The organism is Nocardiopsis tropica, from assembly GCF_042660575.1.
Lineage (GTDB): Bacteria > Actinomycetota > Actinomycetes > Streptosporangiales > Streptosporangiaceae > Nocardiopsis > Nocardiopsis tropica.
Window position 1 is genome coordinate 212,802 of the sequence record NZ_JBHSUF010000009.1, and the last position, 15,880, is coordinate 228,681.

Below are 15,880 nucleotides of genomic sequence, written 5' to 3' on the forward strand. Positions count from 1 at the left end.
GGCCGGGGGCGCCGGTCCCCGGCCGTCAGTAGAGGTCGTCCAGGGTCCGGAGGAGGGCCCGGAACTCACGGGCACGGCGGGAGGTCATGCGGTGGGCCACGGCCTCCAGCAGGACGCGGGCCTCGTGGGGGTCGCCGCAGCACTCCCCTACGCCGCAGCTGTCGTCGCGCTCCTCCCACAGCCGGTGGTGCGGGGTGCGCACGAACCGCCGCCAGATCCCGACCAGCTCGCGCGTCCACCCCGGGGACATCTCCGGGTGCCGGTGTTCGAGCCGCGAGATCTCGGCCATCGCGGGTCCGGAGAGGCCGTCGATCGCGGTGTGTCGTCGTCGTTCCCGGGGCGGGGCCCCGGAGCGGATGTCTCCCGGCCGCCTACGCGGCACGGTCCTCTCGGCTGTTGTGCATGGGACGGATTGTGCCAGAACCCCTGTCTCCGTGGCCAGACCCGTGTTCCGTGCGTAGTTGCACGGCTACCCGGAATGCGCTTTCCGTGTTAGGTTCCGGACTCCTGGGAGCGCTCCCTGTCCCCGCTCACCCCTCCCGGGACGCAGCCGTCCCGGAGTTCGCACAGGAGAAGCACCGATGACACCCACCCCCACCACCGGAGGGCGCGGCCGGACCCGCGCCGCCGGACCGCGACGACGCGCCCGCCGCCTCCTGCTGAACGCGGCGCTCGCCGCCGGCCTCGCCCTGGGAACGGCCGCCGCGGCCGTTCAGGCGCCGGCCGCACCCGAGCCCCACGACATCCGGAACGCGGGCAGCGACCGAAGCACCGCGGCCGCCGCGTGCGGCGACAGCGGCTTCGACGCCGAGGCCTACCTGCTCGGCTCCACCTGGGTCGCGCGCAACGGCGGCACCGTCCTCTACGAGGGCGGTGACATGCTCACCGCCATGCGCACGGCCGTCGGCAGCCTCACCCCCGGCCGCTCCTCCCAGGAGCGCGTGGTGGTGTGGCAGTCGGGCACCGTCCCGGGCAACGCCTCGCTCGACCTGCCGAGCCACACCTCCCTGGAGGTCTGCGGCACCATCCACGTCTCCGGCGCGGTCGCCGCGGACCACGCCCCGGTACGGGTGCGCAACGCCCAGAACGTCTCCGTGCCCCACCTGTCGGTCACCGGCGCCCCCTACTTCGGGGTCTTCGTGCGGGGCTCCCAGCAGGTGCACCTCGGCCAGATCGACCTGCGCCTCTCCTCGGGCCTGGGCATACGCGTCGACAGCCGGGGCAGCGACGCCGCGCGCACCACCCGCGACATCACCATCGACGACGTCTACGTCTCCGGCACGAACAACCACGGTGTGGAGACCTACAGCGTCGACGGGCTCAGCATCGGCACCGTCACCGCCCGCGACACCGGGTACTCCGGTCTGCTCCTCAACAACACGGTCAACGCCGACGTCGGCCTAGTGGACGCGGTGGACGCCGGAACGGGCACCGGCTACGCCGCCTTCCGCATGGCCAACCGCAACGGGCGGATCGGGAACGGATACCCGGACAACATCCGGGTCGGCGAGGTGCGCGCCCGGGGAGGCGGCCGCGGGATCTTCTGCGTCTCCGAGAGCGGAGGCGCGGTGATCGAGCGCGTCGACATCGCGCAGACCGGGAGCAACGCCGTCCTGGTCGAGAACTGCCACAACGTCACCATCGCCGAGGACGGCGGGACGATCGCCGGTCCCGGCGGCATCCGGATCGCCGCCCGCTCCGAGTTCGCCAACACCTCGGACATCACGTTCGAGAACCTGAGGCTGGTGAACACCGCGCTCAACGAGAACCCGTGCGCGGCGGGCACGGTCGTCCGGAACATCACCTGGGACAACAGCCGGGACAACACCTGCTGATCCCGTCCGGCGACGAAGCCGGGGGCCCGCCGGACCGCTCCGGACGGGCTCCCGGCCGCGCCCCGGGCCGTCTATCCTTCTACGCACTCGACGCCCGGCCCCCGTCGGGCGCGGAACGGAGGAAGCCGAGCCCGTGAAGACCATCGCGACCGTCACCCCCGACGACGTGCTCCGGCGCTTCCGCGCCACCCACCCCGTGAGCGACGAGGTCTCCCGGCGCACCAACGAGTACGCGGAGGGGATCCTCGACCTCGCCTCCCGCCAGCTGGGCGGCACGTGGCACAGGGTCGCCCTGGACCGCGAGGACGTCCTGGCGACGGTCCTGCCCTGGCACACGGGGGAGGGCGGCGAGCTGGTGCTGGTCGACCCCGAGGGGACGACCGTGGCCGACGCCGTGGCCACCCTCTCCTCGTGGGAGGGCCGCTACACCGAGAGCAACCCGGTGTGCTGGGGGAAGCTGGCCTGGCACGCCGCGGCCGACCCCAGTCCCGTCTTCCTGAGCTCCTCGGCCGTGGACCACCCCTACTACGAGAGGCTCGAACGCACGGACGCCCTGACCCACCTGGACGGCCTGCACCGCATGCTCGCCTGGGCGCTCTGGGGGCGGCTGCCGGACGGGCCCCGCCTGGAGGCCTACGTGGCCGGCCCCCTGTAGGCCCACGGCCCCGGCCCCGAGGGCGCGGGTGCGCGCACGCGCCCCCGCGCGCCCTCCCCGGCCTATGTCCCCCTCGGGCCCGCACCCCGCTCCCGGAGCCCCGGGGGCAGGGCCCAGCCGTCGCCTCCCTCCTCCGTCGCCCCGGCGCCCTCGGGCCGGGCACGGGTCAGGGGCAGACCGAGGCCAGGGAGCGTGCCAGGGCCGCTGTGCCGACCCGGTCGAGCCCCCGCTCGTCCGCGACCTCCCGGGTGCTCCGGGCGAGGTCCGCCCCGCAGTCCGGCGAGCGCAGGGCGGGGCCGGCGTCGGCCAGCGCACGCACCAGCTCGGGGGTGAGCCGGTCCAGTTCGGCCCGGACCCGGGAGAGGTCGGGTTCCGTTCCCGGTCCGCCGCCGGGGTCCGCGTGCCATCGGGCGTGCAGGCTCCGCTGAACCGTCTTGTTCGCCTCGATCTGGTCGCGCACCACCGCCGCGACGGACTCCGGCTCCACCCCGAGCGCCGACGCGTGGCGCTCGGCCGCGGCCAGGACCTCCCTCTCGCGTTCGGGGGAGTCGACCGGGTCGCCGCTGTGCCACTTGGCCGCCGCCACGGGCAGGGCCGTCGCGAGCCGGTCGGCGGACAGTTCCACGACCGCGCCCGGCCCCACGGCACGGGTGGAGCCGGCGGCGGGACAGGCGAGCAACAGGACGGCCAGCGGGACGGCCACGGCTGGGCGCACGGCGGATTCCTTCGGACGGTTCGGGCGGGGACCCCTGGAGTGTGTCCGTGCGTGTTCGTCCGCATGCCAAGAGTGACCGGTCGTGGTCGAACGTCCATGGAGGACAGCGGCACCCCTCGCGCGGGTCAAGGACGGGAGGCCGGGAAAAACTTCTGCTCAATTCTCGGCCTCGGCCCGTTAGCGGCTCCCTTTCACGGCTCTTCCCGCAGGCCACGAGGGGTAGGGGTGAGGTCGTACGAGGCCGGGACACCCGGTGTTCCGGCGGGGGACCGCAGAGAAGGGGAGGGACCATGGCACGCGACCGCGCACCCGGAGATCTCATCGGGCACCACGTCCTGGACGAGGAGGGCCACAACGTCGGCAAGATCAAGCAGGTCTACCTGGATGACGAGACGAACGAGCCGAGCTGGGTGTCGGTCGAGACCGGCCTCTTCGGCCGCAACGAGACCCTCGTGCCCCTCCAGGGCTCCCGGCCCAAGGAGGAGGACATCCAGGTGCCCTTCGACAAGTCCACGGTGAAGGACGCCCCGAACATCGACGCGGACAGGCACATCTCCCCTGAGGAGGAGCGGCTGGTCCGCGACTACTACGCCCGCCACGGCAGCGCGGACGCCTCCGGCGGCGAGCGCGCGGGCGGCGTTCCCCCGGCGGGCATGGGGGGCCGCGCCGGCGCGGCTGGTACCGCGGGAACCGCCGGGGCGGCCGGCGACACGGGCCGGCCCGAGGCGGACGACATCTCCATGGTCCGCTCCGAGGAGCGTGTGGACATCGGTGTGGAGCGCCGCGAGGCCGGCCACGCCAGGCTCCACAAGTACGTGGAGACCGAGCAGTACGACGAGACGGTCCCGCTCCATCACGACGAGCTCCAGATGGAGCGCCGTCCGGTGACCGACGAGACCAGGGCCGACGACGCCGGGGACATGCACGAGGAGGATCAGACCTTCACGCTCTACGAGGAGCGGCCGGTCGTCTCCAAGGAGCGCGTGCCCGTCGAGGAGGTCCACGTCCGCAAGCGCGACGTCACCCGTGAGGAGCACGTCCAGGGTGAGCGCCGCAGGGAGAGGATCGAACTGGAGGACGAGGACGGGGAGCCCTCCGGCTCCTGACCGGAGCCGGGGCCGAGCGGTTCCGACCGAGGGCGGGGTGTCGTCCCCGGGCGCGGCCCGGGGACCGCCTACAGTCGCTCGTGTCGGTCACCGGCACGGAGGGGGAGTTCCATGACTGACCCGGGTGACGCGGGCGGGGAGAACACGCAGGGGGAGGACGCCGGACGGGAGGCCGGGAGCGAGCAGGTCGAACCGCGCGGGCGCGAGGCGGGCCCCGGGCGCGGCCACACCGTCGTGGTGGGCGCCGGCATGGCCGGACTCGCCGCAGCGGACCGCCTGGCGCGGGAGGGGGAGCGCGTCACCGTCCTGGAGGGCCGCGACCGCACCGGCGGGCGCATCCACTCTGTGCGCGACTGGGGCGGCTCCACGACGCTGGACGTGGGCGCCTCCTGGATGCGGGGCGAGGAGAACAACCCCCTCGCCGACCTGGTCAACGAGATCGGTCTGCGCACCGCCGTGTTCAACAGGTCCACCGAGACCGCCTACGACCCCAAGGGGCGGAGGCTGCTCTTCGACCGCCACCGCCGCAACATGGAGGACGTCCACCTCCTCCAGGAGCACATGTACTGGGGGACCGTGGGCGCCAACCCCCAGGAGTCGATGGAGGAGGGCATCAAGCAGGCCCTCTACGACGCCAACCTGGTACGCGCCCGCGCCCGCGACGCCGACGAGATCGTGCACCGCATCGCCGAGAGCGACCACGGCGCGGACGCGGAGGAGATCGCCTTCTCAGCGGTCGCCGCCCGGCACGAGTTCAGCGGTGACGACGTGGTCTTCCCCGACGGGATGGACCGGATCACCGACCACCTGGCGCGCGGTCTGGACGTGCGCCTGGAGCACGTCGTGCTGTCGGTGGGCCACGGCGGCGACGGCGCCAGGGTGTGGGTCGACACCCCCGAGGGGGAGAGGACCCTGACGGCCGACCGCGTCCTGGTCACCGTGCCCCTGGGCGTCCTCAAGGCCGGGCAGGTCGGGTTCGACCCCCCGCTGCCCCAGGAGAAGCGGGACGCCGTCGAGCGCCTGGGCAACGGCAGCCTGGAGAAGCTGTTCCTGCGCTTCGACGAGGTGTTCTGGGGCGACGCGGAGGTCATCGTCCACCTGGGCGCGGAGGAGGGCACCTGGTTCCACTGGTACGCGGGACAGCGGGTCCTCGGGGCGCCGGTCCTGGTCAGCCGCAACGGCGGCAACGCGGCCCGGTTCCTGGAGGGGAAGGAGGACGGCGAGGTGGTCGAGCACGCGATGGCCACCCTGCGCGGCATGTTCCGCAAGGCGCCGGACCCGGTGGACCACCTGGTGACCCACTGGGGGGACGACCCGTTCGCGCGGGGCGCCTTCTCCTACACGGCCGTCGGCTCGGGCGACGCGGACCGGGTGGCGCTCGACAACCCGGTGGGGGACAGCCTGTTCTTCGCGGGGGAGGCGACCGAGATCGAGCACACCGCCACGGTGCACGGCGCCCTGCTGTCGGGCCGCCGCGCGGCCGACCGCATCCTCACGCTCTAGCGGCCCCCGCGGTGTCCGGGGGAGCGGCCGCGCCGGGGGAGGCCCATGCGGCCGGGAACCCCGGGGGAGGCCCCTTCGTTGGAACCCGTGGGAGGGAGCGGGCGCCGTGGCCGGAGGCGGCCGGATACGCGTCCGTGCTTTCCGAAACAGACACTGCGCTGGTAAAAGGCCCAAAACGTACACGGTACGATTGGCGGACGATCGTCCCTCGGGCCACGTCGGGGCCGTCGGCCCCCGTGATGGCGGGAAACGACCCACCCGCCCGTTATCGTGGGCGCCATGGGGCGATCCGCGGAAGATGGCAGACTCGAGGCGGGGGGCGATGTGGCCAGCCCGGCGGTCAGTGACCGCATCTGGACGGTTCCCAACCTGCTGAGCATGCTCCGGCTGTTGGGCGTGCCGCTGTTCCTCTGGCTCGTCCTGGTACCCCAGGCCGACTGGTGGGCGCTGCTGGTGCTCGGCTTCGCCGGGCTCAGCGACTGGCTCGACGGCAAGATCGCCCGCGCCTGGAACCAGACCTCGCGCCTGGGCACGGTCCTCGACCCGCTCGCCGACCGGCTCTACATCTTCGCCGCGCTGCTCGGCCTGGTGATCCGGGACATCGTCCCGTGGTGGCTGATGGCCATCCTCGTCCTGCGCGACGTCCTCATCCTCGGCGCGCTGCCGCTCCTGCGCCACTTCGGCTACGGGCCCCTCCCGGTGAACTTCGCCGGGAAGGCCGCCACGCTGTGCCTCCTCTACTCGTTCCCCCTGCTTTTCATCGCGGGCTACGAGTCCACCGTGGCGGATGTGGCGAGAATTATAGGTTGGGCCTTCGCGCTCTGGGGAACTGCTCTCTACTGGTGGGCCGGATTGCTCTACGCCGTACAGGGCCTGCGCCTGATGGCCCAGACCCGCCGCGACGAAAGCGCTGATCACCACGGGGACCGACCGGTCGCCGGAGACAGCGACCACGTCCGCGGCCACGACACGGATCGACCCGATCCAGCCACATCGGCGGCCGCTGACGGCGATCCTGGAGCGGTAGCCGAAGGCTCGGACCGGCCGAGCCGCCCGGATCAGGGACGGACCGGACCCTGATCCACCGACGGACCGGCTCACCGCGAGTCCTGTCGGATCGAAAGGGAGTGTCGTCTCCGTCATGAGAACATGTCCCACCGCGCGCCACGGCGCGCGCTCCGAGAACCCGTCCCCCGCCGCGTCCTCCCACGGCACCGTCCTACGGAGGCACCGGCGATGAGCACCCACGAGGAAACCCCGGAGAGCGCTTTTCAGGCGCCTCCCATGAAGGCCGTCGTGATGGCCGGCGGCGAGGGGACCCGCCTCCGCCCCATGACCGCCAACCAGCCCAAACCCCTGCTTCCGGTGGTCAACAAGCCCATCATGGAGCACGTGCTCCGCCTGCTGCGCAAGCACGGTTTCACCGAGACCGTGGTCACCGTCCAGTTCCTGGCCACCCTCATCCGCAACTACTTCGGGGACGGCGAGGAGCTCGGGATGAAGCTCCACTACGTCGCCGAGGAGGTCCCCCTCGGCACCGCGGGCAGCGTCAAGAACGCGGAGGAGCACCTGCGCGGGGAGCCGTTCATCGTCATCTCCGGCGACGCGCTCACCGACATCGACCTCACCGACATGGTGCGCTTCCACAAGGAGAGCGGCGCCAAGGTCACCATCGCGCTCAAGCGGGTCCCCAACCCGCTGGAGTTCGGCATCATCATCGTCGACGAGCAGGGCCGGATCCAGCGCTTCCTGGAGAAGCCCACCTGGGGCCAGGTCTTCTCCGACACCGTCAACACCGGCATCTACATCATGGAGCCGGACGTCCTGGACCGGGTCGCCGAGGGGGAGGTGGTCGACTGGTCGGGCGACGTCTTCCCCCAGCTCCTGGAGGAGGGCGAGCCCCTCTACGGCTACATCGCCGACGGCTACTGGGAGGACGTGGGCACCCACGAGAGCTACCTGAGCGCACAGGCCGACGTGCTGTCCGGCAAGGTGGACGTCGACATCGACGGCTTCGAGGTCTCTCCCGGGGTGTGGGTCGGCGAGGGGTCGGAGGTCGACCCCCGCGCGATCCTCAAGGGCCCGCTCTTCATCGGCGACTACGCCAAGGTCGAGGCGGGCGCGGAGCTGCGCGAGTTCACCGTGGTCGGCAGCAACGCCGTGGTGCGGTCCGAGGCCTTCTGCCACCGCACGGTCCTGCACGACAACGTCTTCGTCGGCCGGGGCGCCAACCTGCGCGGCTGCGTCGTCGGCAAGAACACCGACGTCATGGCCGCCGCCCGGATCGAGGAGGGGGCGATCGTCGGCGAGGACTGCGTCATCGAGTCCGAGGCCTACGTCAACGCCGACGTCAAGGTCTACCCCTTCAAGACCATCGAGGCCGGCGCGGTCGTCAGCACCAACGTCATCTGGGAGTCGCGCGGGCAGCGCTCGCTGTTCGGCCCCCGCGGCGTGTCCGGGCTGATCAACGTCGAGATCACCCCCGAACTGGCGGTGCGCCTGGCCAACGCCTACGCCACCACCCTGAAGAAGGGCGCGCTCGTCACCACGTCCCGTGACGTGTCCCGGGCCGCCCGGACGCTCAAGCGCGCGGTGATCAGCGCGCTCACGGCCGCCGCCATCGACGTGCGCGACCTGGAGGTGGTGCCGCTGCCCGTGGCGCGCTTCCACACCTCCCAGAGCGGGGTCAGCGGAGGCATCACGCTCCGCACCACCCCGGGCGACCCGGAGTCGGTGGACATCCTCTTCCTGGACGGGGGCGGGGCCGACCTGTCGCCGGCGGCCCAGCGCAAGCTCGACCGGGTCTTCTCCCGCGCCGAGTACCGCAGGGCCTTCCCCGGGGAGATCGGGGAGCTCACCTTCCCCTCGCGCGGTGTCGAGAACTACTCGCACGACCTGCTGCGCTCGGTCGACACCTCGGGGGTCGCCGAGGCCGGGCTCAAGGTGGTCGTCGACTGCGCGGGCGGCAGCGGCTCGCTCATCCTCCCCTCCCTGCTGGGGCGGATCGGCGTGGACGTCCTCACGGTCAACAACCGGCTCGACGAGGCCTCGCCCACCGACACCGTCGCCAAGCAGAACCGCGACCTGGAGCGGCTGGGCGAGCTCGTCTCGGGGTCGGGAGCCGACTTCGGGGTGCGCTTCGACCCCGTGGCCGAACGGCTGGCCATCGTGGACGGCAACGGCGAGCTGGTCGACAACGACCGCGCCCTGCTGGTCGTCCTGGAGCTGGTCTGCGCCGAGCGCGGGGGAGGCCGGGTGGCGCTTCCCGTCACCACGACCCGGGTCGCCGAGACGGTGGCGGCCGCGCACGGGGTCGAGGTGCACTGGACCGCCACAGCCACGGGCGAACTCACCAAGGCGGTCCAGAGCGGGGGCGAGGACGTCGTTCTGGCCGGGGACGGCCGGGGCGGTTTCGTCGTCCCCGAGTTCAGCCCGACCAGCGACGGCATCGCCGCGTTCGTCCGGCTGCTGGGACTGGTGGCCAGGGACCGCCGCTCGCTGAGCCAGATCGACCGGGCGATCCCCCAGGCGCACCTCCTGCGCCGTTCGGTGCCCACCCCCTGGGCGGTCAAGGGGAGCGTCATGCGCGCCGTCGTGGAGGCGGCTGGGGACCGTCGGCTGGACACCACGGACGGCGTCCGCGTCCTGGAGTCCGACGGCAGCTGGGCGCTCGTCCTCCCGGACACGGCGGAGGCCGTGACCCATCTTTGGGCCGAAGGTCCCGACTCCGACACCGCTCACCGCCTGCTGGACGAGTGGGCGGCCGTGGTCGAACGGGCCGAGGGCTGACCGGTGCGACGCGCGGGCGAGGGCGGTCCCCCCGTCCCCGCCCGTGCGTCGCGCCCGGGGCGGTCACGGCCCTCCGGGCCGCCCTTTTGAGGGATAAAATGGACATATCGCCAGGTTGAGGCCGTCCGATGACGGCAGTGCGAATCCGTGGGGGTTCACCGAGAACCAAATCCCCCGGAGGAGCATCAGCATCAGGACAGGTGTTTCACTGTCCCGAGGCCGGCCACCGGTGGAGGCGGCGCCCCGGGCGCCGGGTCCACCGATCCCCGCGCCGCACGAGCGGCCGGGGCGCCTACGGCAGGCCGAGGAGGAGCGAAACCCTTCCTGGACAGGGATATGGTTTAAAGTCGAGTGTTCCCTGGAGCGCCGCGTCGCCCACCGGACCGGGTATCCCGGCAACGGCGGACACCCTGACCGGGGGTGACGAGGAGTACGACACGGGGGATGAGACCTAGCGACCGACCGTGTGAGGCGCACCGCTGCCGCGACAGCGAACCGCCCCACCACGTGCCGGGCGACGTGTGGACCAGGTGTCCGCGCGGGACCCGGGACGTGTCACCGATCAGCCGAATCAAGCACCGCCCCGTGCGGTAGGAGGCCGAGCCGACCTATGTCGAGCGTTTACTGCACGCAGTGCGGTCACGCCGTTGCGGATGATGCCCGTTTCTGCTCCCACTGTGGAACCCCCGTCCGCAGGGCCGAACAGCAGGGCCCCCGACCCGGTTCGGGTGGGGACGCCGCCGGAGACGTCACGTCCACCATCTCCATCTCGGGGATACAGGCCCTGGAGGAGGAGGAGTCCGGCGACGAGCTGGGCGGTGACGACCCCGCCAACGCCGACGCCCTGCCTCCGGGCACGGCGCTGCTCGTTGTCAGGCGTGGCCCCAACGCGGGAAGCCGCTTCCTGCTGGACAGCGACGTGACCACCGCCGGACGGCATCCCAACAGTGACATCTTCCTTGACGACGTCACCGTGTCCCGACGCCACGTGGAGTTCTTCCGCCGCGGCGACGGGTTCGGCGTCCGCGACGTGGGCAGCCTCAACGGCACCTACGTCAACCGTGAGCCGGTCGACGAGGCCCAACTCGGTGGTGGGGACGAGATCCAGATCGGCAAGTTCCGCATGGTTCTGCTGACCAAGCCGCGCCGCTGAGGGGTCGCTGACCACGGACGACGGCGGCGGGCGGGCCGATGAGGTTTGCGGCCCCCCGCCGCCGGAGAGCTTTGTAACGAAGGGTGCCGATTTCGCCTTCGGGTCCTGAATCCGACGGCGGTCAGGTGACGAGCGCCCATCCGGTATGACGACGCGTGGGACGGAGCCGCTGTGAAGCACATGGAGGTTGTCGGCGTCCGGGTCGAGATGCCCTCGAACCAGCCGATAGTCCTGCTCAAGGAATCCGAGGGGGACCGCTACCTGCCGATCTGGATCGGCGGCGTGGAGGCGACCGCGATCGCGCTGGCGCAACAGGGCGTCGCGCCGGCCAGGCCGCTCACCCACGACCTGTTCAGGGATGTCCTGGACGCCCTGGACACCGGCCTCACCACGGTGAACATCACCGGTCTCAGCGACGGCATCTTCTACGCCGAGCTGGTCTTCAGCAACGGCGTGGAGGTCAGCGCCCGCCCCTCCGACTCCATCGCCCTCGCCTTACGCACGGGTGCGCCGATCTACGCCCACGAGGACGTGATCGCCGAGGCCGGGATGCCGATCCCGGACGAGCAGGAGGACCAGGTCGAGGCGTTCCGGGAGTTCCTGGACAACATCTCGCCCGAGGACTTCGGCAGGAAGGCCGAATAGACCGCTGCGGGGTCCGTGCGGCGAGGGCTCCGACCAGCGTGGAAGCAGAAGGGACACAGCTGCGACCTGCGGCTTTGTCCGACGTGCCGGTGATAGATTGGGCTGGGGAAGTGACCGTGGCGGTCAGGGCCGAAACCCGTGGAGGCGCACAGGGCGCCTCCGGGCGGGCCCCGGGGCACCAACGGCGCGCGCACTTGGCGACGCGCCGGGTCCTGTCGTTGACGCTGCCGGTCGGTAGTCCTACCGTCAGTGCAGTGGAACCCGCGGCGCACCCATCCCCTGAGTGGATATCCCCTGTCGAGGCCGCCGCGGGACGAGAAGCCGGAGGTCGGCGTGGCGGTAGCGAGCGGCAAGCGGAATCCCCATGACAGGCGGTCCGCGCTGCGGCTAGCGGGGCAGCAGGGCCTACTGTGCGAAGAGGACGTGGTGGCGCGGCCTATGGACGTCGGGTATCGGGGCCCAGCGGCGTGTACCGCCGCCGGGATCACCTACCGTCAGCTCGACTACTGGGCGAGAACCGGCCTGGTCGAGCCGAGCGTGCGTACCGGAGCCCAGAACGCCCCCCTGTACAGCCTGCCCGACATCCTGATGCTCAAGGTGGCCAAGCGGCTGCTGGACACGGGCATATCGCTGCAGCAGATCCGGACCGCGGTGGACCACCTGCGCGGACGCCCCGCCCCCGACCTGGCCCGCATCACCCTCATGAGCGACGGCGTCAGCGTCTACGAGTGCACCTCCCCCGACGAGGTCGTGGACCTCATGCAGCGCGGCCAGGGCATGTTCGGCCTGGCGCTGGCCCACGTGTGGCGTGAGCTGGAGGAGGCACTGGGCGTGGTCCCCGACGAGGAGCGGACCGAGCTCCCCTCCGCACCCCCGCCGGTGGACGAACTCGCCAGGCGGCGCAGGGAGCGCCGGACGGGCTGACCCCGGGGGCCTCCGGGCATCCACCGGTGCCGCCCGCGCGCGCCGGAGCAGGCAGGCATTCGAGAGCCGTTCCCCGACCGTGCCGTGCCCGGCCCGTGCCCGGGCGACCGCGGGCCTGCGGTGTGCCCGGGGGCCGAGCAGGGAGCGGCCGCCCGACCGGTCCGCCGTCGAGGCCCCGGGCGCGGGGACCCGGCGCCCGAGGCCGCCCCGTCGGCGGCGGGGACCGTTCCGGCGACCGCACCGGCAAGGCAGGGGTGTACGCGGACCCCCCCCGACAGGTGGCGCACCCCTGTGCACACCGGTGCGCACAGGTGGCCGAAACGCGTGGGCGGGCTCTGCGCCTGCGGTGATGATCGAGTACCGTCGTACTCACAACAGGGACGAAGGGTGGAATTCGCCCTGTCCCCACATGCGTACATAGCGTCAGCAGGCTGTCAATACCGCGCGGGAGAGACCCCGACAGGGGCGCCGACGGGGCAATACTCCCCAGTAACCTCTCAGGCACCACGGACCGCGCGGAGGAGGCCGCTCTGAAGCCGGGGCACGTCCGTGCCCGGTGACAGAGGGGGAGACCGTGAGGAACACCGCCGAGTCGACTCGGCCCTGTCACCAGGAGGTCTCCGTGCCCGATCAGCCCGTGAACACCCCCGGCGCGCCCGCCCGGGTGTTCGCCGACCGCCACATCGGCCCCACCCCGGCCGAGATCCAGGAGATGCTCAAGACGGTCGGCCACGGCTCCACCGCCGAGCTCATGGCGGCGGCCGTACCGGAGTCCATCCTCACCGGCCCCGGCAGCAGCGCCCCGCTCGCCCTCCCCGACGCGATCGGGGAGGCCGAGGCCCTGGCCGAACTCCGCGACCTGGCCGCGCGCAACGACGTGCGCACCTCCCTGCTCGGCCAGGGCTACTACGGCACCTTCACCCCGCCGGTCATCCTGCGCAACATCATGGAGAACCCGGCCTGGTACACGGCCTACACGCCCTACCAGCCCGAGATCTCCCAGGGCCGCCTGGAGGCCCTGCTCAACTTCCAGACCATGGTCTGCGACCTGACCGGCCTGCCGGTCTCGGGCGCCTCCCTGCTGGACGAGTCCACCGCGGCGGCCGAGGCCATGACGCTGGCCCGCCGGGCCTCCAAGAGCAAGGCCGACGTCTTCGTCGTCGACGCCGACGTCTTCCCGCAGACCCTCCAGGTCCTGCGCACCCGCGCCGAACCCCTGGGCATCGAGGTCGTCGTCGCCGACCTGACGCAGGGCCTTCCCCAGGGCGACGCCTTCGGCGTCCTCGTCCAGTACCCGGGCTCCGGCGGCGCCGTGCGCGACCCGGGCGACGTCATCGCCGCGGCCCACGAGCGGGGGGCCCTCGCGGTGGTGGCCGCCGACATCCTCGCCCTGACCCTGCTGCGCAGCCCGGGCGACCTCGGCGCCGACATCGCGGTCGGCTCCACCCAGCGCTTCGGCGTCCCGCTCGGCTTCGGGGGCCCGCACGCCGGCTACATGGCCGTCGGGGAGAAGCTGCGCCGCCAGCTGCCCGGCCGCCTGGTCGGGGTCTCGGTGGACAACGCGGGCAAGCCCGCCTACCGGCTCGCCCTCCAGACCCGGGAACAGCACATCCGCCGCGAGAAGGCCACCAGCAACATCTGCACCGCGCAGGTGCTCCTGGCCGTCATGGCGGGGATGTACGCGGTCTACCACGGCCCCGACGGCCTGCGCGCGATCGCCCGCCAGGTGCACACCCGCACCGCGGCGCTGGCCGACGCCCTCGTCGAGCGCGGTTTCGAGATCGTCCACTCCGCCTACTTCGACACCCTGCGCGTGCGCGTGCCCAGCGCCGCCCGCGTCGTGGAGACCGCACTGGAGGCCGGGTACAACCTCCTCCCCGTCGACCAGCACACGGTCGGCGTGAGCGTGGACGAGACCACCTCCGTGGCCGACCTGGAGGCGGTGCTGGCGGCCTTCGGCGAGGCCGAGCGGGGCTCCGCCAAGGGCCTCCCCGACGTGGACCCGGAGGCCGCACGCCTCCCCGCCGAGCTGGCCAGGGAGGTCGACTACCTCGCGCACCCGGTGTTCAACACCCACCGGAGCGAGACCTCCCTGCTGCGCTACATGCGCCGCCTGTCCGACCGAGACCTGGCCCTGGACCGCACGATGATCCCGCTGGGCTCGTGCACCATGAAGCTCAACTCGACCACGGAGATGGAACCCGTCACCTGGCCCGAGTTCGCGGGCCTGCACCCGTTCGCGCCGATCGACCAGGCCGCCGGGAGCATGACCGTGATCCGCGACCTGGAGGCCTGGCTGGCCGAGGTCACCGGCTACGACGCCGTGTCCCTCCAGCCCAACGCCGGGTCCCAGGGCGAGTTCGCCGGACTGCTCGCCATCCGGGGCTACCACCGCTCGCGCGGCGAGGCCCACCGCGACGTGTGCCTCATCCCCAGCTCCGCGCACGGCACCAACGCCGCGAGCGCCGTGATGGCGGGTATGCGCGTGGCCGTCGTCGCCTGCGACGACAACGGCAACGTCGACCTGGACGACCTGCGCGCCAAGACCGCCGAGCACGCGGACGACCTGGCCGCGATCATGGTCACCTACCCGTCCACGCACGGTGTGTACGAGGACACCATCACCGAGGTGTGCCGCCTGGTCCACGAGGCCGGCGGCCAGGTGTACGTCGACGGCGCCAACCTCAACGCGCTCCTCGGCTGGGCCAAGCCGGGCGAGTTCGGCGCCGACGTCAGCCACCTCAACCTGCACAAGACGTTCTGCATCCCGCACGGGGGCGGGGGCCCGGGTGTGGGGCCGGTCGCGGTCCGCTCGCACCTGGCCGGCTTCCTGCCCAACCACCCGGCCCAGTCCGAGGCGGGCCCGCACACGGGGGTGGGACCGGTCTCGGCCGCGCCGTTCGGTTCGGCGGGCATCCTGCCCATCTCCTGGGCGTACGTCCGGATGATGGGGGAGGAGGGCCTGCGCTCGGCCACCGAGGTCGCGGTCCTGTCCGCGAACTACCTGGCCAAGCGGCTGGAGCCGTACTTCCCGGTCCTCTACACCGGTGCGGGGGGCCTGGTGGCCCACGAGTGCGTCATCGACATCCGCCCGCTCCAGAAGGCCAGCGGGATCAGCAACGAGGACGTGGCCAAGCGCCTCATGGACTACGGGTTCCACGCCCCGACGATGTCCTTCCCGGTCAACGGCACCCTCATGGTGGAGCCGACCGAGAGCGAGAACCTCGCCGAGCTGGAGCGGTTCGTGGAGGCGATGATCGCGATCCGCGCCGAGATCGACCGGGTGGCCGGCGGGGAGTGGGACGCCGAGGACAACCCCCTGCGCAACGCCCCGCACACCGCCGAGGCGGTCACCGCCGAGAAGTGGGAGCACGGCTACACCCGGGCAGAGGCCGCGTACCCGCTGCCGTCGCTGCGCACGGACAAGTACTGGCCGCCGGTCGGCCGTATCGACCAGGCCTACGGCGACCGCAACCTGGTCTGCTCCTGCCCGCCGCCGGAGGCCTTCGCGATGTAGGCGAGCGGGACGGACGGGGGGCGCCGGTCCGCGGACCG

Annotated in this window: 12 protein-coding genes and 1 riboswitch; of the genes, 10 read left to right on the plus strand and 2 right to left on the minus strand. The window is 72.2% G+C overall.

All coding sequences use genetic code 11. The annotated features are described in order from the left end of the window. Positions 1 to 25: 25 nt before the first annotated feature. Positions 26 to 289: a hypothetical protein gene (locus ACFQBR_RS16815; RefSeq protein WP_344180724.1), complete on the minus strand. Its 264-nt coding sequence runs from the start codon at positions 287 to 289 to the stop codon at positions 26 to 28. A 292-nt stretch (positions 290 to 581) separates the two neighbouring features. Here ACFQBR_RS16815 and ACFQBR_RS16820 point away from each other — a divergent pair, with 292 nt between their 5' ends. Together ACFQBR_RS16820 and ACFQBR_RS16825 are read left to right on the plus strand one after the other, a co-directional pair. Further along, complete coding sequence (locus ACFQBR_RS16820) at positions 582 to 1,835, plus strand: right-handed parallel beta-helix repeat-containing protein (protein WP_344180722.1); 1,254 nt, start codon at positions 582 to 584, stop codon at positions 1,833 to 1,835. Between the two features lie 133 nt (positions 1,836 to 1,968). Beyond that, a complete protein-coding gene (locus ACFQBR_RS16825) occupies positions 1,969 to 2,490 on the plus strand; it encodes a DUF6309 family protein (RefSeq protein WP_330161945.1) in 522 nt (173 codons plus the stop codon). A gap of 166 nt (positions 2,491 to 2,656) precedes the next feature. Here the strand turns inward: ACFQBR_RS16825 and ACFQBR_RS16830 are convergent, their stop codons facing one another. After that, positions 2,657 to 3,205 carry a chorismate mutase gene (locus ACFQBR_RS16830; RefSeq protein ID WP_344180720.1) on the minus strand — a complete coding sequence of 183 codons (549 nt, stop codon included), beginning with the start codon at positions 3,203 to 3,205 and terminating at the stop codon, positions 2,657 to 2,659. Between the two features lie 290 nt (positions 3,206 to 3,495). Between ACFQBR_RS16830 and ACFQBR_RS16835 the strand changes: the two genes are divergently transcribed. The 8 genes from ACFQBR_RS16835 to gcvP all read left to right on the plus strand — a co-directional run bounded on the left by ACFQBR_RS16835 (position 3,496) and on the right by gcvP (position 15,842). Next, on the plus strand, positions 3,496 to 4,311 hold the full coding sequence (locus ACFQBR_RS16835; RefSeq protein WP_344180718.1) for a PRC and DUF2382 domain-containing protein: 816 nt from the start codon (positions 3,496 to 3,498) through the stop codon (positions 4,309 to 4,311). A gap of 111 nt (positions 4,312 to 4,422) precedes the next feature. Continuing rightward, positions 4,423 to 5,814, plus strand: coding sequence for a flavin monoamine oxidase family protein (locus ACFQBR_RS16840; RefSeq protein WP_344180716.1), 1,392 nt, complete (start codon positions 4,423 to 4,425; stop codon positions 5,812 to 5,814). Positions 5,815 to 6,138: 324 nt separating this feature from the next. Then, positions 6,139 to 6,894, plus strand: a complete 756-nt coding sequence (locus tag ACFQBR_RS16845; protein ID WP_267950432.1) for a CDP-alcohol phosphatidyltransferase family protein — start codon at positions 6,139 to 6,141, stop codon at positions 6,892 to 6,894. Between the two features lie 204 nt (positions 6,895 to 7,098). Further along, on the plus strand, positions 7,099 to 9,603 hold the full coding sequence (locus ACFQBR_RS16850; protein WP_344180772.1) for a mannose-1-phosphate guanyltransferase: 2,505 nt from the start codon (positions 7,099 to 7,101) through the stop codon (positions 9,601 to 9,603). 610 nt (positions 9,604 to 10,213) lie between these two features. Next, a complete protein-coding gene (locus ACFQBR_RS16855) occupies positions 10,214 to 10,756 on the plus strand; it encodes an FHA domain-containing protein (RefSeq protein ID WP_267945351.1) in 543 nt (180 codons plus the stop codon). Between the two features lie 171 nt (positions 10,757 to 10,927). Further along, a complete protein-coding gene (locus tag ACFQBR_RS16860; RefSeq protein WP_267945350.1) occupies positions 10,928 to 11,401 on the plus strand; it encodes a bifunctional nuclease family protein in 474 nt (157 codons plus the stop codon). Positions 11,402 to 11,839: 438 nt separating this feature from the next. Further along, the gene (locus ACFQBR_RS16865) at positions 11,840 to 12,325 is read left to right on the plus strand and encodes a MerR family transcriptional regulator (protein ID WP_267945349.1); all 486 of its coding nucleotides are present in this window, start codon (positions 11,840 to 11,842) and stop codon (positions 12,323 to 12,325) included. Positions 12,326 to 12,760: 435 nt separating this feature from the next. After that, positions 12,761 to 12,849, plus strand: a riboswitch (glycine riboswitch). Between the two features lie 98 nt (positions 12,850 to 12,947). Beyond that, complete coding sequence (gene gcvP, locus ACFQBR_RS16870) at positions 12,948 to 15,842, plus strand: aminomethyl-transferring glycine dehydrogenase (RefSeq protein WP_267945348.1); 2,895 nt, start codon at positions 12,948 to 12,950, stop codon at positions 15,840 to 15,842. Positions 15,843 to 15,880 lie beyond the last annotated feature (38 nt).

What these genes read in the sequence shown, in the direction of transcription:
- ACFQBR_RS16820 (WP_344180722.1), top strand. Translation starts at nt 582, where the DNA reads ATGACACCCACCCCCACCACCGGAGGGCGCGGCCGGACCCGCGCCGCC.
- ACFQBR_RS16855 (WP_267945351.1), top strand. Translation starts at nt 10,214, where the DNA reads ATGTCGAGCGTTTACTGCACGCAGTGCGGTCACGCCGTTGCGGATGAT.
- ACFQBR_RS16850 (WP_344180772.1), top strand. Translation starts at nt 7,099, where the DNA reads ATGAAGGCCGTCGTGATGGCCGGCGGCGAGGGGACCCGCCTCCGCCCC.
- ACFQBR_RS16835 (WP_344180718.1), top strand. Translation starts at nt 3,496, where the DNA reads ATGGCACGCGACCGCGCACCCGGAGATCTCATCGGGCACCACGTCCTG.
- ACFQBR_RS16865 (WP_267945349.1), top strand. Translation starts at nt 11,840, where the DNA reads ATGGACGTCGGGTATCGGGGCCCAGCGGCGTGTACCGCCGCCGGGATC.
- ACFQBR_RS16840 (WP_344180716.1), top strand. Translation starts at nt 4,423, where the DNA reads ATGACTGACCCGGGTGACGCGGGCGGGGAGAACACGCAGGGGGAGGAC.
- ACFQBR_RS16815 (WP_344180724.1), bottom strand. Translation starts at nt 289, where the DNA reads ATGGCCGAGATCTCGCGGCTCGAACACCGGCACCCGGAGATGTCCCCG.